The sequence below is a fragment of the Pseudomonas sp. J452 genome, assembly GCF_024666525.1.
Classification (GTDB): domain Bacteria; phylum Pseudomonadota; class Gammaproteobacteria; order Pseudomonadales; family Pseudomonadaceae; genus Aquipseudomonas.
In genome coordinates this window covers 337,738-357,256 of sequence record NZ_CP088294.1, presented here as the reverse complement: position 1 = coordinate 357,256, position 19,519 = coordinate 337,738, and the positions used below count along the sequence as shown (strand labels likewise).

General features: G+C 64.9%; 17 protein-coding genes and 1 other RNA gene. All 18 read left to right on the top strand.

Translation table 11 applies throughout. From position 1 onward, the window contains the following. The first annotated feature begins 90 nt into the window (after positions 1-90). The 18 genes from rsmI to lpxC all read left to right on the top strand — a co-directional run bounded on the left by rsmI (position 91) and on the right by lpxC (position 19,459). A complete protein-coding gene (gene rsmI, locus LRS11_RS01645) occupies positions 91-996 on the top strand; it encodes a 16S rRNA (cytidine(1402)-2'-O)-methyltransferase (protein WP_409519772.1) in 906 nt (301 codons plus the stop codon). Positions 997-1,036: 40 nt separating this feature from the next. Beyond that, positions 1,037-1,384: RNase P RNA component class A (gene rnpB, locus LRS11_RS01640), an RNA gene on the top strand. Positions 1,385-1,694: 310 nt separating this feature from the next. After that, complete coding sequence (gene mraZ, locus LRS11_RS01635) at positions 1,695-2,150, top strand: division/cell wall cluster transcriptional repressor MraZ (protein ID WP_182831934.1); 456 nt, start codon at positions 1,695-1,697, stop codon at positions 2,148-2,150. A gap of 2 nt (positions 2,151-2,152) precedes the next feature. After that, positions 2,153-3,094, top strand: a complete 942-nt coding sequence (gene rsmH, locus LRS11_RS01630) for a 16S rRNA (cytosine(1402)-N(4))-methyltransferase RsmH (protein ID WP_260495253.1) — start codon at positions 2,153-2,155, stop codon at positions 3,092-3,094. Beyond that, positions 3,091-3,384 (top strand): cell division protein FtsL, encoded by a 294-nt coding sequence (ftsL, locus tag LRS11_RS01625; protein WP_260495252.1) that lies wholly within the window; start codon positions 3,091-3,093, stop codon positions 3,382-3,384. The genes rsmH and ftsL overlap by 4 nt, the downstream gene beginning before the upstream one ends. After that, positions 3,381-5,132 (top strand): peptidoglycan D,D-transpeptidase FtsI family protein, encoded by a 1,752-nt coding sequence (locus LRS11_RS01620; RefSeq protein ID WP_260495251.1) that lies wholly within the window; start codon positions 3,381-3,383, stop codon positions 5,130-5,132. Before ftsL ends, LRS11_RS01620 begins: the two co-directional genes overlap by 4 nt. Further along, positions 5,132-6,595 (top strand): UDP-N-acetylmuramoyl-L-alanyl-D-glutamate--2,6-diaminopimelate ligase, encoded by a 1,464-nt coding sequence (locus LRS11_RS01615; protein ID WP_260495250.1) that lies wholly within the window; start codon positions 5,132-5,134, stop codon positions 6,593-6,595. Before LRS11_RS01620 ends, LRS11_RS01615 begins: the two co-directional genes overlap by 1 nt. Beyond that, positions 6,588-7,955 (top strand): UDP-N-acetylmuramoyl-tripeptide--D-alanyl-D-alanine ligase, encoded by a 1,368-nt coding sequence (murF, locus tag LRS11_RS01610; RefSeq protein ID WP_260495249.1) that lies wholly within the window; start codon positions 6,588-6,590, stop codon positions 7,953-7,955. The genes LRS11_RS01615 and murF overlap by 8 nt, the downstream gene beginning before the upstream one ends. After that, positions 7,956-9,038, top strand: coding sequence for a phospho-N-acetylmuramoyl-pentapeptide-transferase (gene mraY, locus LRS11_RS01605; RefSeq protein ID WP_260495248.1), 1,083 nt, complete (start codon positions 7,956-7,958; stop codon positions 9,036-9,038). A 6-nt stretch (positions 9,039-9,044) separates the two neighbouring features. Then, positions 9,045-10,391, top strand: a complete 1,347-nt coding sequence (murD, locus tag LRS11_RS01600) for a UDP-N-acetylmuramoyl-L-alanine--D-glutamate ligase (protein ID WP_260495247.1) — start codon at positions 9,045-9,047, stop codon at positions 10,389-10,391. Beyond that, positions 10,388-11,620 carry a putative lipid II flippase FtsW gene (ftsW, locus tag LRS11_RS01595; RefSeq protein WP_260495246.1) on the top strand — a complete coding sequence of 411 codons (1,233 nt, stop codon included), beginning with the start codon at positions 10,388-10,390 and terminating at the stop codon, positions 11,618-11,620. The genes murD and ftsW overlap by 4 nt, the downstream gene beginning before the upstream one ends. Continuing rightward, complete coding sequence (murG, locus tag LRS11_RS01590) at positions 11,610-12,680, top strand: undecaprenyldiphospho-muramoylpentapeptide beta-N-acetylglucosaminyltransferase (protein ID WP_260495245.1); 1,071 nt, start codon at positions 11,610-11,612, stop codon at positions 12,678-12,680. Before ftsW ends, murG begins: the two co-directional genes overlap by 11 nt. 34 nt (positions 12,681-12,714) lie before the next feature. Further along, the gene (gene murC / locus LRS11_RS01585) at positions 12,715-14,115 is read left to right on the top strand and encodes a UDP-N-acetylmuramate--L-alanine ligase (protein ID WP_260495244.1); all 1,401 of its coding nucleotides are present in this window, start codon (positions 12,715-12,717) and stop codon (positions 14,113-14,115) included. Then, positions 14,112-15,053: a D-alanine--D-alanine ligase gene (locus LRS11_RS01580; RefSeq protein WP_260495243.1), complete on the top strand. Its 942-nt coding sequence runs from the start codon at positions 14,112-14,114 to the stop codon at positions 15,051-15,053. The genes murC and LRS11_RS01580 overlap by 4 nt, the downstream gene beginning before the upstream one ends. Positions 15,054-15,056: 3 nt before the next feature. Further along, positions 15,057-15,914 carry a cell division protein FtsQ/DivIB gene (locus LRS11_RS01575; protein ID WP_260495242.1) on the top strand — a complete coding sequence of 286 codons (858 nt, stop codon included), beginning with the start codon at positions 15,057-15,059 and terminating at the stop codon, positions 15,912-15,914. 20 nt (positions 15,915-15,934) lie between these two features. Further along, complete coding sequence (gene ftsA, locus LRS11_RS01570; protein ID WP_173209260.1) at positions 15,935-17,182, top strand: cell division protein FtsA; 1,248 nt, start codon at positions 15,935-15,937, stop codon at positions 17,180-17,182. A 56-nt stretch (positions 17,183-17,238) separates the two neighbouring features. Beyond that, entirely contained in the window at positions 17,239-18,435 is a 1,197-nt protein-coding gene (gene ftsZ / locus LRS11_RS01565; RefSeq protein WP_260495241.1) for a cell division protein FtsZ, read from the top strand. Between the two features lie 112 nt (positions 18,436-18,547). Next, on the top strand, positions 18,548-19,459 hold the full coding sequence (gene lpxC / locus LRS11_RS01560) for a UDP-3-O-acyl-N-acetylglucosamine deacetylase (protein ID WP_173209256.1): 912 nt from the start codon (positions 18,548-18,550) through the stop codon (positions 19,457-19,459). Positions 19,460-19,519 lie beyond the last annotated feature (60 nt).

Sequence of the window (19,519 nt, the reverse complement as noted above, 5' to 3'; positions counted from 1 at the left end):
CGAAACGTTCCTGGTACTTGATCAAATGAGTGCGCGATTGTACCCAAGGCCCGCAGCCGGTGCGATGTCGAAGCGGCGAAACGGGCTACAATGCGCGCTTTCCGCTGTCATCGAGGGTCGCCCGTGAGCGTTTCCGCTGCATCTGTAACCGCCACCGGCACGCTTTACGTGGTTGCCACCCCGATCGGCAATCTGGATGACATCAGTGCCCGTGCCTTGCGCATCCTGCGCGAGGTGGCGCTGATTGCGGCCGAGGACACGCGCCACTCCATTCGCTTGCTGCAGCATTTCGGCATCGCCACTCCGTTGGCGGCCTGCCATGAACACAACGAGCGTGACGAGGGTGGGCGCTTCCTGATGCGCTTGCTGGCCGGTGAGGATGTCGCGCTGATTTCCGATGCGGGTACGCCGCTGATCTCCGATCCGGGCTTTCACCTGGTGCGCCAGGCGCGCGCGGCGGGGGTGCGGGTGGTGCCGGTGCCGGGTGCCTGCGCGCTGATCGCGGCGTTGTCGGCTGCCGGCCTGCCGTCTGATCGCTTCAGTTTCGAGGGCTTTCTGCCGGCCAAGACCGTCGGGCGCCAGGCGCGCCTGCAGCAGGTGGCTGAGGATTCGCGCACGCTGATCTTCTATGAGGCGCCCCATCGCATTCTTGAATGCCTGGCTGACATGCGCGAGGTGTTCGGCGCCGATCGGTCGGCCGTGCTGGGACGTGAGCTGACCAAGACCTTCGAGACTCTCAAGGGCTTGCCGCTGGGCGAGTTGCACGACTGGGTGGCGGCCGACAGCAATCAGCAGCGCGGCGAGTGCGTGGTGCTGGTGGCGGGTTGGCAGGCGCCTGAAGGCGACGAAGCGATCAGTGGTGAAGCGCTGCGGGTGCTCGATCTGCTGCTCGGCGAGATGCCGCTCAAGCGCGCGGCAGCGCTGGCGGCGGAGATCACCGGGGTGCGCAAGAACCTGCTGTATCAGGTTGCCCTTGAGCGGCAAAAGGACGCCTGAGCTTGTTCTATGAGTGCTGGCTGGTTACCCTTGGCGCTGGAGAGTCGATCGGACAGTCGCTGCCTTCGCAAGAAGGGGGAGGAAAGTCCGGGCTCCATAGGGCGGAGTGCCAGGTAATGCCTGGGAGGCGTGAGCCTACGGAAAGTGCCACAGAAAATAACCGCCTAAGCGCGCAAGCGCCGGTAAGGGTGAAAAGGTGCGGTAAGAGCGCACCGCACGGCTGGCAACAGTCCGTGGCTAGGTAAACCCCACTCGGAGCAAGACCAAATAGGGTTCCATTGGCGTGGCCCGCGCTGGAACCGGGTAGGTTGCTAAAGGCGTGCAGTGATGTACGTCGTAGAGGAATGACTGTCCTCGACAGAACCCGGCTTACAGATCGACTCTCCTCCTTTTTCCCCTCCTGCTTCACCTCAATATCCCGCCTTTGTAATACCGAAAAAATCTTACTCTTAAGAAGTTACTTTAAGTTTGAAGTTCAGCCTCATGAACCGGCTGATATTCGTCTGCAAAAAGCCCTCGTTTTACCCCGCAAAACTCCCCGCAAAGTTCGCTAAATCTCCGTCCCATAAGGATTTTTCCTAGTTTCTGCGCCTTGACGCTGGGGGCGCTGCATTCCTATAGTGTGCCGAAGTGGCACAAAGTGGCACGAAGTGGGTCATATGGGCATGGAAAGCTAATTACAGTGGGGAAGCGCAGCCTTGTTTCGCGGAGCTAACGCCATCAGTCTCGACGCCAAAGGGCGACTCGCGATGCCGAGCCGGTATCGTGACGAGCTCGTTTCGCGTTGTGCTGGCCAGCTCATCGTCACTATTGATGCCGTCGACCCCTGCCTGTGTGTGTATCCGCTGCCCGAGTGGGAGCTGATCGAAGCCAAACTCCGTGAATTGCCCTCCCTGCGTGAAGAAACCCGTCGCCTGCAACGCCTGCTGATCGGCAACGCCGTGGATGTCGAGCTGGACGGCAGCGGCCGTTTCCTCGTGCCGCCGCGTCTGCGCGCCCACGCCGGGCTGGACAAGCACGCGATGCTGGTGGGTGTGCTGAACAAGTTTCAACTGTGGAACGAGGACGCCTGGAACGCACTTGCCGATGCCGACCTGGCTGCCATCAAACAACCCGGTGCTCTGCCGGACGACCTGCGTGATCTGATCCTGTGACCATGACCAATAGCTTCCGCCATATCACCGTGCTGCTCGACGAAGCCGTCGACGGCCTCGCCGTGCGTGCGGATGGCTGCTACCTGGATGGCACCTTCGGCAGAGGAGGGCACAGTCGGCTGATCCTTGAAAGGCTCGGGCCAGACGGTCGCCTGCTGGGTTTCGACAAGGACCCACTGGCGATTGCCACGGGAAATGCACTGGCGGCCGAAGACGGCCGCTTCGTCGTTGTGCAGCGCAGCTTTGCCGAGCTGGGCGCTGAGGTCGCGGTGCGTGGCCTGGAAGGCAAGGTGGCCGGCATCCTGCTTGACCTCGGCGTGTCCTCGCCGCAGCTGGATGATGCCGAGCGCGGCTTCAGTTTCCTCAATGACGGCCCGCTGGACATGCGCATGAACCCGGATGCCGGCGTCAGCGCCGCTGAGTTCATCGCCAGCGCCAGCGCCGAGGAAATCGCCCGGGTCTTCAAGGAATATGGCGAAGAGCGTTTCGCCAAGCGCATGGCCCGTGCCGTGGTCGAGCGCCGTGCACTCAAGCCGTTCGAGCGTACTGCCGATCTGGCTGCCGTGCTCACCGAGGCCAATCCGGCCTGGGAGAAGGGCAAGAACCCTGCGACCCGGGCCTTCCAGGGCCTGCGCATCTATATCAACAACGAGCTGGGCGATCTCGAGCAGGGCCTCGATGCTGCGCTGGAAAGCCTGGCCGTGGGTGGGCGCCTGGTGGTGATCAGCTTCCACTCGCTGGAAGACCGCATCGTCAAACAGTTCATGCGTCGTCACGCCAAGGGCGAGGCGGACACCCTGCCGCGCGACCTGCCGATCATCCCCAAGGCTTTCGAACCGCGCCTCAAGCTGCTCGGCAAGCCGCAGTTCGCCTCCGAGGCCGAGCTCAAGGCCAACCCGCGCTCGCGCAGTGCGGTCATGCGTGTGGCGGAGAAGCTGCGATGAACCGCCTGTTCGCCAAGCCCATGCCGCCAGGCAGCCTGTTGCTGCTGATGCTGTTTATCGGCGTGCTGCTGTCGGCGATCGCCGTGTCCTACAGCGCGCACTGGAACCGCCAGTTGCTCAACGCCCTGTACGCCGAACTCAGCGTGCGCGACAAGGCGCAGGCCGAGTGGGGTCGGTTGATTCTCGAGCAGAGCACCTGGACCGCGCACAACCGTATCGAGACGCTGGCCAGCGAGCAGTTGCACATGCGCATCCCGCAGGCCGCCGAAGTACAGATGGTGGCGCCATGATCGGCCTCGAAGGCGCACTCTATCCTTGGCGCTTCCGCCTGGTGTTGGCACTGCTGGCACTGATGGTGGGTGCCATCGCCTGGCGCATCATCGACCTGCATGTGATCGACCACGATTTCCTCCAGGCCCATGGCGACGCGCGCAGCGTGCGCCACATCCCGATTCCGGCCCATCGCGGTCTGGTTACCGATCGCAACGGCGAACCGCTGGCGGTCAGCACCCCGGTCACCACCCTGTGGGCCAACGGCAAGGAGCTGGCCAAGGCACCCGCGCGTTGGGCCGATCTGGCCGCCGCCCTGGGCCAGGAGCCGAATGCCTTCGCCCAGCGACTGCAGCAGGCCAGCTCGCGCGAGTTCATGTACCTGGTGCGCGGCCTGACCCCGGAGCAGGGCCAGGCCATTCTCGATCTCAAGGTGCCGGGCGTGTACGGCCTGGAAGAGTTCCGCCGCTTCTACCCGGCCGGCGAAGTGACCGCGCACGTGATCGGCTTCACCGACGTCGATGACCGTGGACGCGAGGGCATGGAGCTGGCCTTCGACGAGTGGCTGGCCGGTGTGCCGGGCAAGCGCCAGGTGCTCAAGGATCGCCGCGGTCGCCTGATCAAGGATGTCCAGGTCACCCAGAACGCCAAGGCCGGCAAGGCCCTGGCGCTGTCCATCGACCTGCGCCTGCAGTACCTGGCCCACCGCGAGCTGCGCAATGCGCTGGTGGAGAACGGTGCCAAGGCCGGCAGCCTGGTGATCATCGATGTGAAGACCGGCGAAGTGCTGGCCATGGCCAACCAGCCGACCTACAACCCGAACAACCGCCGCAGCCTGGATCCGGCGGCCATGCGCAATCGCGCCATGATCGACGTGTTCGAGCCGGGCTCCACGGTCAAGCCGCTGTCGATGAGCGCCGCCCTGCAGAGTGGGCGCTGGAAGCCGGAAAACATCGTCGAAGTCTGGCCCGGTTCCCTGCAGATCGGTCGCTACACCATCAAGGACGTGTCCAAGACCCAGGGCCGCGAGCTCGACCTGACCGGCATCCTGATCAATTCCAGCAACGTCGGCATGAGCAAGATCGCCTTCGATATCGGCGGCGAGTCGATCTACACCATGATGCAGCAGCTCGGCCTCGGCCAGGACACTGGCCTGGGCTTCCCCGGCGAACGCGTCGGCGAGCTGCCCAACCACCGCAAGTGGCCGAAGGCGGAAACCGCCACGCTGTCCTATGGCTACGGCCTGTCGGTGACCGCGGTGCAACTGGTGCATGCCTATGCCGTGCTGGCCAACAACGGGGTCAGCGTGCCGCTGACCATGACCCGCGCCGACCGCATTCCCGATGGCGTGCAGGTGATGTCGGCGGACGTGGCGAAAACCATGCAAGGCATGCTGCAGCAAGTGATCGAAGCGCCACGCGGGGTGTTCCGTGCCCAGGTGCCCGGTTATCACGTGTCCGGCAAGAGCGGCACCGCGCGCAAGGCCAGTGTCGGCACCAAGGGCTACACGGCGAATGCCTACCGTTCGATGTTTGCCGGCTTCGCGCCGAGCAGCAACCCGCGCATCGCCATGGTCGTGGTGATCGACGAGCCGAGCAAGGCAGGCTACTTCGGTGGCCTGGTCTCCGCGCCGGTATTCAGCCGGGTCATGGCCGGCTCCCTGCGCCTGATGAACATTACCCCGGACAACCTGCCACCGCCGGTCGCGCCAACTCCCGTCGCGCCACAAACCGCCGATGCTGGCAGCAGCAATGGAGGGCGCATCTGATGCCCATGCCACTCAATCAACTGTTGCCCCAGGCCCAGTCGGCCACGCTGATTCGCGAACTGACCCTGGACAGCCGCAAGGTGCGTCCGGGCGACCTGTTCCTCGCCGTGCCCGGTACTGCTCAGGATGGTCGCCTGCATATCGCCGACGCCGTGGCCCGTGGCGCCGCTGCCGTGGCCTACGAGGCCGAAGGCGCACCGAAAATGACCGCGCACAGCGCCGAGCTGCTGCCGATCAAGGGCCTGGTCGGCCAGCTGTCGGCCATCGCCGGGCGCTTCTACGGCGAACCGAGCCGTGCCCTGCGCCTGGTCGGCGTTACCGGCACCAACGGCAAGACCAGCGTCAGCCAGTTGCTGGCCCAGGCGCTGGACCAGCTCGGCGAGCCGTGCGGCATCGTCGGCACCCTGGGCACCGGTTTCTACGAGTCCCTGGAAAGTGGCCGCCACACCACACCGGATCCGGTGGCGGTGCAGGCCATCCTCGCCGACCTCAAACAGGCCGGTGCCCGCGCCATGGCCATGGAGGTTTCCTCCCACGGCCTGGAACAAGGCCGCGTGGCAGCGCTGGACTTCGACGTGGCGGTGTTCACCAACCTGTCGCGTGATCACCTCGACTATCACGGCTCGATGGAAGCCTACGGCGCGGCCAAGGCCAAACTGTTCGCCTGGCCGGATCTGCGTTGCCGGGTGATCAACCTGGACGACGCCTTCGGTCGCCAGCTGGCCCGCGCGTCCCACGAGTCGCGGCTGATCAGCTACAGCCTGGATAACCGCGACGCCTACATCTATTGCCGCGAAGCCAGTTTCGATGACCACGGCGTGCGCGCGCGCCTGGTCACCCCGCAAGGCGAGGGCAACCTGCGCAGCCCGCTGCTCGGGCGCTTCAACCTGAGCAACCTGCTGGCGGTGGTCGGTGCGTTGCTCGGCCTGAACTACCCGCTGGATGAAATTCTCGCCCTGCTGCCGCAGCTGCAAGGCCCGGTCGGGCGCATGCAGCGTTTCGGTGGTGGCCAGCTGCCGCTGGTGGTGGTGGATTACGCGCACACTCCGGATGCCCTGGAAAAGGTCCTGGAAGCCCTGCGTCCGCATGTCACCGGTCGTCTGCTGTGCCTGTTCGGCTGCGGCGGTGATCGCGACAGCGGCAAGCGCCCGCTGATGGCCCAGGTAGCCGAGCGTCTGGCTGATGCCGTACTGGTTACCGATGACAATCCGCGCACGGAAGACCCGGCGCAGATCGTCGCCGATATCCGTGCCGGTTTCGCCAAGCCCGAGCAGGTTGAATTCATTCACGGCCGTGGCCAGGCGATTGCCCAGCTGATCGCCGCCGCCAAGACCGGTGACGTTGTGGTGCTGGCCGGCAAGGGCCATGAGGATTACCAGGAGATCCACGGCGTGCGTCAGCCGTTCTCCGACCTGATCGAGACCACCAAGGCCCTGCAGGCCTGGGAGGTTGCCCATGCTTAAGCCGTTGCTGCTCAGTGAAGTAGCGCCCGCCCTGCATGCGCGTCTGCTGGGTGCCGATGTGGCGTTTTCCGCGGTCTCTACCGACAGCCGCAAGATCGAAGCCGGCCAGCTGTTTGTCGCCCTGACGGGACCGAACTTCGATGGCCACGATTACCTGGCCGAGGTGGCTGGCAAAGGCGCCGTGGCGGCGCTGGTCGAGCGCGAAGTGGCGGGCAGTGACCTGCCGCAGTTGATCGTCAGTGACAGCCGCGTCGGCCTGGGTCGCCTCGGTGCGCTGAATCGCAACGCCTTCTCCCAGCCGCTGGCCGCTGTCACCGGTTCCAGTGGCAAGACCACGGTCAAGGAAATGCTCGCCAGCATCCTGCGCGCCGGCCTGCAAGGCTCGGTGCTGGCCACCCGCGGCAACCTGAACAACGACCTCGGTGCGCCGCTGACCCTGCTGGAGCTGGCCCCGGAGCATGTCGGCGCGGTGATCGAGCTGGGCGCCAACCATGTCGGCGAGATCGCCTACACCGTCAGCCTGACCCGCCCGCACGTGGCCATCATCACCAATGCCGGTAACGCCCACGTCGGCGAGTTCGGTGGTCCGGACAAGATCATCGAAGCCAAGGGCGAGATTCTCGAAGGCCTGGCCGCCGATGGCATCGCCGTGCTCAACCGTGACGACAAGGCCTTCGCCATCTGGCAGGCCCGCGCCGGAGGCCGTGCAGTGCTGAGTTTCGCCCTGCACGACAGCCGTGCCGACTTCCATGCCGCCGAGCTGGCCCGCGATGCCCGCGGCTGCATGGCTTTCACCCTGCGCAGCCCGGCCGGTAGCGCGCGCATCCAGCTCAACCTGCTGGGCCCGCACAACGTGGCCAATGCCCTGGCCGCCGCTGCCGCCGCGCATGCCCTGGGGGTGCCGCTGGTCGGGATCCAGGCCGGGCTGGAAAGCCTGCAGCCGGTCAAAGGCCGCGCCGTTGCTCAGCTGGCGACGAACGGTGCGCGAGTGATCGACGACACCTACAACGCCAACCCGATTTCGATGTGCGCCGCCGTTGATATACTCGCCGCCTTCTCCGGTCGCACCGTTCTGGTGCTTGGGGATATGGGCGAGTTGGGCGAGTGGGCCGAGCAAGGCCATCGCGATGTCGGCGCTTATGCCGCCGGCAAGGTCAGCGCGCTGTATGCCGTGGGCCCGCTGATGGCCCATGCCGTCAAGGCATTCGGTACGCAAGGACAGCACTTCGCCGATCAAGCCAGCTTGATCGCGGCACTTCGCCGCGAATCGGGCGACACCACCATTCTAATTAAAGGTTCGCGCAGCGCGGCGATGGATAAAGTCGTCGCGGCACTCTGCGTATCGGGGGAGGCTCACTAAATGCTGCTGCTGCTGGCGGAGTACCTGCAACAGTTCTACACCGGTTTCGGTGTGTTCCAGTACCTGACCCTGCGCGGGATTCTCGGGGTGTTGACCGCCCTGGCCCTGTCGCTGTGGCTCGGCCCATGGATGATCCGCACCCTGCAGATCCGTCAGATCGGCCAGTCGGTGCGCAACGACGGCCCGCAATCGCACCTGTCGAAGAAAGGCACGCCGACCATGGGCGGCGCGCTGATCCTCACCGCCATCGCCGTCAGCACCCTGCTCTGGGCCGACCTCTCCAACCGCTACGTGTGGACGGTGCTGGCCGTGACCCTGCTGTTCGGTGCCATCGGCTGGGTCGACGACTACCGCAAGGTGATCGAAAAGAACTCTCGTGGCCTGCCGAGCCGCTGGAAGTATTTCTGGCAATCGGTGTTCGGCCTGGGCGCGGCGATCTTCCTGTATATGACCGCGCAGAGCCCGGTGGAAACCACCCTGATCGTGCCGGTGCTCAAGGACGTCGCTATTCCCCTGGGCGTGGGCTTCGTGCTGCTGACCTACTTCGTCATCGTCGGTACCAGCAATGCGGTCAACCTGACTGACGGCCTCGACGGCCTGGCCATCCTGCCGACCGTGATGGTTGGCGGCGCGCTGGGGATTTTCTGCTACCTGTCGGGCAACGTGAATTTCTCCGATTACCTGCTGATTCCTTATGTGCCGGGTGCCGGCGAGCTGATCGTGTTCTGCGCCGCGCTGGTCGGTGCCGGCCTCGGCTTCCTCTGGTTCAACACCTACCCGGCGCAGGTGTTCATGGGTGACGTCGGCGCGCTGGCTCTCGGCGCCGCACTGGGCACCATCGCCGTGATCGTCCGTCAGGAAATCGTGCTGTTCATCATGGGTGGCGTGTTCGTCATGGAAACCCTGTCGGTGATCATCCAGGTCGCCAGCTTCAAGCTGACCGGCAAGCGCGTGTTCCGCATGGCGCCGATCCACCACCACTTTGAATTGAAAGGCTGGCCCGAGCCCCGGGTGATCGTGCGCTTCTGGATCATCACGGTGATCCTCGTGCTGATCGGCCTTGCCACCCTGAAACTGAGGTAATAGAGAGTGTCGCTGATCGCTTCCGACCAGTTCCGCATCGTTGTCGGCCTCGGCAAGAGCGGCATGTCCCTGGTGCGCTTCCTCGCGCAGCAGGGCGTGCGCTTCGCCGTGGCCGATACGCGCGCGAACCCGCCGGAGCTGGCGACCCTGCAGCGTGACTACCCACAGGTGGAAGTGCGCTGCGGCGAGCTGGACGTGGACTTCCTCTGCCGCGCCTCGGAACTGTACGTCAGCCCGGGCCTGGCCATCGCCACCCCAGCGCTGCAGGCTGCGGCCGCGCGCGGGGTCAAGCTGTCCGGCGACATCGAATTGTTCGCCCGCCATGCCAAGGCGCCGATCATCGCCATCACCGGCTCCAACGCCAAAAGCACCGTGACCACTCTGGTCGGCGAGATGGCCGCGGCCGCCGGCAAGCAGGTTGCCGTCGGCGGCAACCTCGGCACCCCGGCGCTGGACCTGCTGAGTGACGACGTCGAGCTGTATGTGCTGGAGCTGTCCAGCTTCCAGCTGGAAACCACCGACCAGCTGAATGCCGAAGTGGCCACCTGCCTGAACATCAGCGAAGACCACATGGATCGCTATGCCGGCATGCCGCAGTACCATCTGGCCAAGCACCGCATCTTCCGTGGCGCGCGTCAGGTGGTGGTGAACCGTGACGACGCCCTGTCGCGGCCGCTGATCGCCGACCAGGTGCCCTGCTGGGAATTCGGCCTGGGCAAGCCGGACTTCAAACGTTTCGGCCTGATCGAAGAGGGCGGCGAGAAGCATCTGGCCTTCCAGTTCGAGGCCCTGCTGCCGACTTCCGCACTGAAGATCCGTGGCGCGCACAACCAGTCCAACGCCCTCGCGGCCCTGGCCCTGGGCCATGCCGCCGGCCTGCCGATGGCGCCGATGCTGGCGACCCTGCAGACCTTCGCCGGCCTGGCCCATCGCTGCCAATGGGTGCGCGAACTGCGCGGGGTGAGCTACTACGACGACTCCAAGGCCACCAACGTCGGCGCCGCCCTGGCCGCCATCGAAGGCCTGGGTGCCGATATCGCCGGCAAGCTGGTGCTGATCGCCGGTGGCGATGGCAAGGGCGCCGACTTCTCTGCCTTGAAGGCGCCGGTGGCCAAGTTCTGCCGCGCCGTGGTGCTGCTCGGGCGTGATGCCGAGCGGCTGGCCGCCGCCCTAGGCGATGCTGCGCCGCTGGTGCGGGTCAGCACCCTCGACGAAGCCGTGCAGCGCTGCGCCGAGCTGGCCGAAACCGGCGATGCCGTGCTGCTGTCGCCGGCCTGCGCCAGCCTGGACATGTTCAAGAACTTCGAAGAACGCGGGCGCCTGTTCGCCCAAGCCGCGGAGGCCCTGCAATGAGCCTTCTCGCGCGCCTGCTCGGCGCTCCGTCGCCGCTGAATACCCGTCGCGGTCTCGACCTGGATTTCCCGCTGCTGGCCGGCTGCCTGGGGCTGCTCGGCCTGGGGCTGGTGATGATTACCTCGGCCTCCTCGGAAGTGGCCGCGGCGCTGTCCGGCAATCCGCTGTACCACATGGTGCGCCACCTGATTTACCTGCTGATCGGTCTGATCGCGGCGTTTATCACGCTGCTGGTGCCCATGGCGCTGTGGCAGCGTTTCAGCGGCGCGCTGCTGCTGATCGCCTTCGTCCTGTTGGTGCTGGTGCTGCTGCCGGGCGTCGGTCGCGAGATCAACGGCGCCAAGCGTTGGTTCAGTCTCGGCCTGTTCAACCTGCAGCCCTCGGAACATGCCAAGCTGTTCACCGTGATGTTCATTGCCGCCTACCTGGTGCGTCGCCAGGAAGAGGTGCGCGAGAAGCTCAGCGGCTTCCTCAAACCGATGCTGGTGCTGGGCCCGATGGCCGCCTTGCTGCTGGCCGAGCCGGATTTCGGCGCCACGGTGGTGCTGGTCGGTGCCGCCATCGCCATGCTGTTCCTCGGTGGCATCAACCTGCTGCGCTTCATTCCCCTGGCCGGTGCGGTGCTGGCGCTGGGGGCGCTGGTGATGACCAGCCAGAGCTACCGCCTGGCGCGCCTGACCAACTTCGTCGACCCCTGGGCCGACCAGTACGGCGCTGGCTACCAGCTGAGCCAGGCGTTGATCGCCTTCGGCCGTGGCGAATGGTTCGGGGTCGGCCTGGGCAACAGCATCCAGAAGCAGTTCTACCTGCCGGAAGCGCATACCGACTTCGTCTTCGCCGTGCTCGCCGAAGAGCTGGGCATGATCGGTGCACTGCTCACCCTGGCGCTGTTCGTTTTCGTCAGCGTGCGTGCGCTGTACATCGGCCTGTGGGCGGAGAAGGCCAAGCAGTTCTTCTCGGCTTATGTGGCCTACGGCCTGGCCTTCCTGTGGATCGGCCAGATCCTGATCAATATTGGCGTGAATGTCGGCCTGCTGCCGACCAAGGGCCTGACCCTGCCGTTCCTCAGCTACGGTGGCAGTTCGCTGACCATCTGCTGCGTCAGCCTGGCGCTGCTCCTGCGTATCGAGTGGGAGCGGCGTACCTCGCTGGGCAGCGAGGAGTTCGAGTTCAGCGAGTCCGACTTCTTCGACGGCCAGAGCGCCGGGGAGGTCCGTCATGGGCGCTAATGTGCTGATCATGGCCGGCGGTACCGGCGGCCACGTGTTCCCGGCGCTGGCCTGCGCCCGCGAGTTCCAGGCGCGCGGCTACAGCGTGCACTGGCTGGGCACCCCGCGCGGTATCGAGAACGAGCTGGTACCGGCGGCGGGTCTGCCGCTGCACCTGATCGATGTCAGCGGTCTGCGTGGCAAGAGCAAGCTGGCCCTGCTCAAGGCGCCGTTCCAGCTGCTGCGTGCCCTGTGGCAGGCGCGGCGGATCATGCGCGAGCTGCAGCCGGTGTGCGTGCTGGGCATGGGCGGTTATGTCACCGGTCCGGGCGGGCTGGCGGCGCGGATGAGCGGTGCGCCGCTGATCATCCAGGAGCAGAACGCCGTGGCCGGCACCGCCAACCGCAGCCTGGTGCCGTTCGCCAGCCGCGTCTGCGAAGGCTTCCCGAATACCTTCGGCAACAGTGCCAAGCGCCGCACCACCGGCAACCCGGTGCGCGAGGAGCTGTTCCTGGAAACCCCGCGTGACTCGCTGAGCAAGCGCAAGCCGCGCCTGCTGGTGCTGGGCGGCAGCCTGGGCGCCGAGCCGCTGAACAAGCTGCTGCCGGCGGCACTGGCCAAGGTGCCGGCCGAACTGCGCCCGCAACTGTTCCACCAGGCGGGCAAGCAACATGCCGAGATTACCGCGGAGCGTTATCGCCAGGTTGCGGTCGAAGCCGAGGTCGCGCCCTTCATCAAGGATATGGCCCATGCCTACGCCTGGGCCGACCTGGTGGTGTGCCGCGCCGGCGCGCTGACCATCAGCGAACTGGCAGCCGCTGGCCTGCCGTCGTTCCTGGTGCCGCTGCCGCACGCGATCGACGACCACCAGACCCGCAATGCCGAATACCTGGCGAAGGAGGGCGCGGCCTTCCTTCTCCCGCAACATGCGACTGACGCGGACACGCTTGCCGCGCAGCTGACCGAGGTTCTGATGCACCCTGAAAAACTTCTGGACATGGGCCGCACTGCGCGTCGCCTGGCCAAACCGGATGCCACCCGCACGGTGGTGGAAACCTGCCTGGAGGTGGCCCGTGGCTAAATCCCCTGCCGCTGCACGTTCAGAAATCCGCCGCATGCGCCGCATCCGCCGCATTCACTTCGTCGGCATCGGCGGCGCCGGCATGTGCGGCATCGCCGAAGTGCTGCTCAACCTCGGTTACGAAGTCTCCGGCTCCGACCTCAAGGCCTCGGCCGTGACCGAGCGCCTGGAAAGCTTCGGCGCCATCATCTTCATCGGCCACCGCGCGGAGAATGCCGAGCAGGCCGACGTGCTGGTGGTGTCCAGCGCGGTCAACACCAGCAACCCGGAAGTCGCCACCGCCCTGGAACGCCGCATTCCGGTGGTGCCGCGCGCCGAGATGCTCGCCGAACTGATGCGCTACCGCCACGGCATCGCCGTCGCCGGTACCCATGGCAAGACCACCACCACCAGCCTGTTGGCTTCGGTCTTCGCCGCCGGCGGCCTGGACCCGACCTTCGTCATCGGTGGCCGCCTGAACGCCGCCGGCACCAATGCCCAGCTCGGTAGCAGCCGCTACCTGATCGCCGAGGCCGACGAGAGCGACGCCAGCTTCCTGCACCTGCAGCCGATGGTTTCGGTGGTCACCAATATCGACGCCGACCACATGAGCACCTACGGCGGCGACTTCAATGTCCTGAAGAAGACCTTCATCGAGTTCCTGCACAACCTGCCGTTCTACGGCCTGGCCGTGCTCTGCGTGGACGATCCGGTGGTGCGCGAGCTGCTGCCGCAGGTGGCCCGTCCGACCGTGACCTACGGCTTCGCCGACGACGCCGATGTGCGCGCGATCAATGTGCGCCAAGAGGGCATGCAGACCCACTTCACCGTGCTGCGCCGTGATCGCGAGCCGCTGGATGTGTCGGTCAACATGCCGGGCAACCACAACGTTTTGAACTCCCTGGCGACCATCGCCATTGCCATCGACGAAGGCATCGACGATGCCGCCATCGTCGCCGGTCTGTCCGGTTTCCAGGGTGTCGGTCGACGCTTCCAGGTCTACGGCGATCTGCCGGTGGACGGCGGCAGCGTGATGCTGGTCGACGACTACGGCCACCACCCGCGCGAAGTCGCCGCGGTGATCAAGGCCGTGCGTGGCGGCTGGCCGGAGCGCCGCCTGGTGATGGTCTACCAGCCGCACCGCTACAGCCGCACCCGCGACCTGTATGACGACTTCGTGCAGGTCCTCGGCGACGCCAAGGTCCTGCTGCTGCTCGAGGTCTATCCGGCCGGCGAAGCACCGATCCCTGGCGCCGACAGCCGTCACCTGTGCCACAGCATCCGTCAGCGTGGCCAGCTGGACCCTATCTATGTCGAGCGCGGCACCGACCTGGCGCCGCTGCTCAAGCCGCTGCTGCGCGCCGGCGACATCCTGCTCTGCCAGGGCGCCGGCGACATCGGCGGGGTAGCCCCGCAACTGATCAAGCATGCCCTGTTTCAAGGTGAGTCGAAATGAGTCTGCAATCCACCCTCGATCCCCAGGCCTTCGGTCGCGTCGCTGTGCTGTTCGGCGGCAAGAGCGCCGAGCGTGAGGTCTCGCTGAAATCCGGCGCTGCCGTGCTGCAGGCTCTGCAGGCGGCGGGCGTGGATGCCTTCGGTATCGATGTCGGCGATGACCTGCTGCAGCGCCTGACCGGCGAGAAGATCGACCGCGCCTTTATCGTGCTGCACGGCCGTGGCGGCGAAGACGGTGCCATGCAGGGCCTGCTGGAGTGCGCTGGCATTCCTTACACCGGTAGCGGCATCCTCGCTTCCGCCCTGGCCATGGACAAGCTGCGCACCAAGCGCGTGTGGCTGAGCCTCGGTCTGCCGACGCCGAACCACGCAGTGCTGGCCTCGGAAGCCGATTGCCGCATGGCCGCTGCCGAGCTGGGCTTCCCGCTGATCGTCAAGCCGGCCCACGAAGGTTCGAGCATCGGCATGGCCAAGGTCGCCGATGTCGAGGCGCTGATCGCTGCCTGGAAGGACGCCAGCCAGTACGACTCGCAAGTGCTGGTCGAACAGTGGATCGCCGGGCCGGAATTCACCATCGCCATGCTGCGCGGCCAGGTGCTGCCGCCGATCGGCCTGGGCACCCCGCACACTTTCTACGACTACGACGCCAAGTACCTGGCCAATGACACCCAGTACCGTATTCCCTGTGGCCTTTCGGCCGAGAAAGAGGCGGAACTGAAGGACCTCACCGCGCGTGCCTGCGAGGCCGTTGGCACTCAGGGCTGGGCGCGTGCCGACGTGATGCAGGATGCCGCCGGCAAGTTCTGGCTGCTGGAAGTCAACACCGTACCGGGCATGACCGACCACAGCCTGGTGCCGATGGCGGCCCGTGCTGCCGGTCTGGATTTCCAACAGCTGGTGCTGGCGATTCTCGCCGACAGCGTCGAGGCCAGGGGTTAATTCATGGGCGCCACTCTCCGTCACCCGCAGCCCATAGGAGGCGCCACCCGGCGTCAGCCTATCGCTGCGCGCGGGGCGAGCCGGATGGTGGCCAAGGAACCGTTGGCGGCGCGTCTGCCGAAGCCGGACTTCAGCGGTCTGAAACGTCTGCTGTGGCCGCTGTTACTGGTCGGCTTGGGTTGCGCGACCTATGAGCTGGCCCAGCGCCTGATCCCTTACGCCGATCGGCCGATCGCGCGGGTCAGCGTGCAGGGCGAGCTGAGCTACATCAGCCAGCAGGCCGTGCAGGAGCGTATCGCGCCGTTCATTGCCAGCAGCTTCTTCACCGTCGATATGACCGGCATGCGCGCCGAGCTGGAGCGTATGCCGTGGATCGCCCGCGCCGAAGTGCGTCGGGTGTGGCCGGACCAGGTATCGATTCGCCTGGAAGAGCAGCTGCCGGTGGCCCGCTGGGGCAATGAGGCGCTGCTCAACAACCAGGGCCAGGCCTTCGCCCCGCGCGAGCTGACCCACTACGAAAACCTGCCGCTGCTGTCCGGGCCGCAACGCGCCCAGCAGCAGGTGATGCAGCAGTACCAGGTACTCAGCCAGATGCTGCGCCCGCTGGGCTTTTCCATTGCGGCCCTGGAGTTGCGCGAGCACGGCAGCTGGTTCATCAGCACCGGTCAGGGCGTGGACATCCTCCTCGGGCGGGATCATCTGGTGGAAAAAATGCGTCGTTTCAGCGCCATCTACGACAAGGTGCTGAAAGAGCAGATCGCGAATATCGCGCGCATCGACCTGCGTTACGCCAACGGCCTCGCCGTGGCCTGGCGTACGCCGGTGGCGCCAACGGCGGCTGAACCCGCCGCCGTGCAGTGAATTGAGGAGAACGTAGAACCATGGCAAGTGTGCAGAGCGGCAAGATGATCGTCGGCCTCGATATCGGCACCTCCAAGGTGGTGGCGCTGGTGGGCGAGGTGAACGCGGACGGCCAACTGGAAATCGTCGGTATCGGCACGCATCCGTCGCGCGGCCTGAAGAAGGGTGTGGTGGTGAATATCGAGTCCACCGTGCAGTCGATCCAGCGCGCCGTCGAAGAAGCCCAGCTGATGGCCGGCTGCCGTATCCACTCGGCTTTTGTCGGCGTGGCCGGCAACCATATCCGCAGTCTCAACAGCCACGGCATCGTTGCCATCCGTGATCGTGAAGTCAGCCCGGCCGACCTCGAACGCGTGCTGGATGCCGCCCAGGCCGTGGCCATTCCGGCGGATCAGCGGGTGTTGCACACCTTGCCGCAGGATTACGTGATCGATAACCAGGAAGGCGTGCGCGAGCCGCTGGGCATGTCCGGCGTGCGCCTGGAAGCCAAGGTGCATGTGGTGACCTGCGCGGTGAACGCGGCGCAGAACGTCGAGAAGTGCGTGCGTCGCTGCGGCCTGGAAGTCGACGACATCATTCTCGAACAACTGGCCTCCGCCTACGCGGTGCTGACCGACGACGAGAAGGAGCTGGGCGTGTGCCTGGTCGACATCGGTGGCGGTACCACCGACATCGCCATCTTCACAGAAGGTGCGATACGTCACACTGCGGTGATTCCGATCGCTGGCGACCAGGTTACCAATGATATCGCCATGGCATTACGCACCCCGACCCAGTATGCCGAGGAGATCAAGATTCGTTATGCTTGCGCCCTAGCCAAACTGGCCGGCGCCGGGGAAACCATCAAGGTTCCCAGTGTGGGCGACCGGCCGCCGCGGGAACTGTCCCGCCAGGCTCTGGCCGAGGTTGTCGAGCCCCGTTACGACGAGCTCTTCACCCTGATTCAGGCCGAGCTGCGGCGCAGTGGCTACGAGGACATGATCCCGGCCGGGATCGTCCTCACCGGGGGCACCGCCAAGATGGAAGGTGCCGTCGAACTGGCCGAAGAGATCTTTCACATGCCGGTGCGTCTGGGCGTACCACACAGCGTCAAGGGACTGGCCGACGTCGTGCGTAATCCTATCTATTCGACAGGCGTGGGCCTGCTCATGTACGGCTTGCAGAAGCAGGCCGATGGCATCTCCATGTCTGGCAGCAACCTGTTTAGCGATGAACCCAAAGCACCTGTACTGGAACGGCTGAAACGCTGGGTCCAGGGCAATTTTTGAAAGCAACACCCGCGGTTAGCTGTAGGCGATACAACTAGAAAATAAGGAGAGGGGAAATGTTCGAACTCGTAGATAACGTTCCGCAAAGCGCAGTTATCAAAGTGATCGGCGTGGGTGGCGGCGGTGGCAATGCCGTCAATCACATGGTCAAAAACAACATCGAAGGCGTCGAGTTCATCTGCGCCAACACCGATGCCCAGGCTCTGAAGAATGTCGGTGCACGCAGCGTGCTGCAGCTCGGCACAGGTGTGACCAAGGGTCTGGGTGCCGGCACCAATCCGGAAATCGGTCGTCAGGCCGCTCTGGAAGATCGTGAGCGCATCGCCGAAGTGCTGCGTGGCGCCGACATGGTCTTCATCACCACCGGCATGGGTGGCGGTACCGGTACCGGTGCGGCCCCGGTAATTGCCGAAGTGGCGAAAGAGATGGGCATCCTCACCGTTGCCGTGGTTACGCGTCCGTTCCCGTTCGAAGGGCGCAAGCGCATGCAGGTCGCCGACGAGGGTATCCGTGCCCTGGCCGATGTGGTTGATTCGCTGATCACCATCCCCAACGAAAAGCTGCTGACCATCCTCGGCAAGGACGCCAGCCTGCTGTCCGCCTTCGCCAAGGCTGACGACGTGCTGGCCGGTGCCGTGCGCGGCATCTCCGACATCATGCAGCGTCCGGGCCTGATGAACGTCGACTTCGCCGACGTGAAAACCGTGATGGGTGAAATGGGCATGGCGATGATGGGTACCGGCTGCGCCAGCGGTCCGAACCGTGCTCGCGAAGCCACCGAAGCGGCCATTCGCAACCCGCTGCTGGAAGACGTCAACCTGCAGGGCGCGCGTGGCATTCTGGTCAACATCACCGCTGGTCTGGATCTGTCCCTCGGCGAGTACGCTGCAGTCGGCGAGATCATCGAGGCTTTCGCCTCCGAGCACGCCACCGTCAAGGTGGGCGCGGTCATCGATCCGGATATGCGCGACGAGCTGCATGTCACCGTGGTCGCTACCGGTCTGGGTGCGCGGATTGAGAAGCCGGTCAAGGTGGTCGACAACACTATCGCTGCCGTTTCCAGCTCTGCGGCTGCTGTGAGCAGTGCTGCGCCACGTGCTGCCGAGTCGCAAACCGTCAACTACAAGGACTACGAGCGCCCCACCGTTCAGCGTCAAAGCCACGCCGGCGCTGCCGCTGCGGCCAAGCTGAATAGCCAGGACGATCTGGACTATTTGGACATTCCGGCTTTCCTGCGGCGTCAAGCTGATTGATGAAGTCTATCGGGAGTATGATGGTGATTAGTGTTCAGCGAAGGCCGGTTCTGCTATCATCGCCGGCCATTGTTGAAAACAGTTCGCAACTCGCGCACAAGTAGCCAAAGCCATGATCAAACAACGCACCCTGAAGAACATCATCCGTGCCACCGGCGTTGGCCTGCATTCGGGGGAGAAGGTTTACCTGACCCTCAAGCCGGCTCCGGTGGATAGCGGTATCGTGTTCCGTCGCACCGACCTCGACCCCGTCGTGGACATCCCCGCCCGCGCGGAAAATGTCGGTGAGACCACCATGTCGACCACTCTGGTCAATGGTGACGTCAAGGTGGATACCGTGGAGCACCTGCTTTCGGCCATGGCTGGCCTGGGCATCGATAACGCCTACGTCGAGCTCTCGGCATCTGAAGTGCCGATCATGGATGGCAGCGCTGGTCCTTTCGTATTCCTGATTCAATCGGCTGGCCTGGAAGAACAGGACGCACCGAAGAAGTTCATCCGCGTACTGCGCGAAGTGACAGTCGAAGAGGGCGACAAGCGCGCCACCTTCCTGCCCTTCGACGGTTTCAAGGTGAGCTTCGAGATCGACTTCGATCACCCGGTGTTCCGTGGTCGCACCCAGACCGCCAGCGTCGATTTCTCCAGCACTTCCTTCGTCAAGGAAGTCAGCCGCGCACGCACCTTCGGTTTCATGCGTGATATCGAGTTCCTGCGTTCGCAGAACCTGGCACTCGGCGGCAGCGTGGACAACGCTATCGTGGTCGACGAGTTCCGCGTGCTCAACGAAGACGGCCTCCGTTACGAGGACGAATTTGTCAAGCACAAGATCCTCGACGCCATCGGCGACCTCTACCTGCTGGGCAACAGCCTGATCGGCGAATTCCGTGGCTTCAAGTCGGGTCACGCGCTGAACAACCAGCTGTTGCGCACCCTGATCGAGCAGAAGGATGCCTGGGAAGTCGTGGTCTTCGACGACGCCAGCACCGCGCCGATCTCCTACATGCGTCCGGTTGCGGCCGGTTAAGCAGCAACACCCTCCCTTCTGTTGTATTCAGGCCACCCTCGGGTGGCCTGTTTTTTTCTG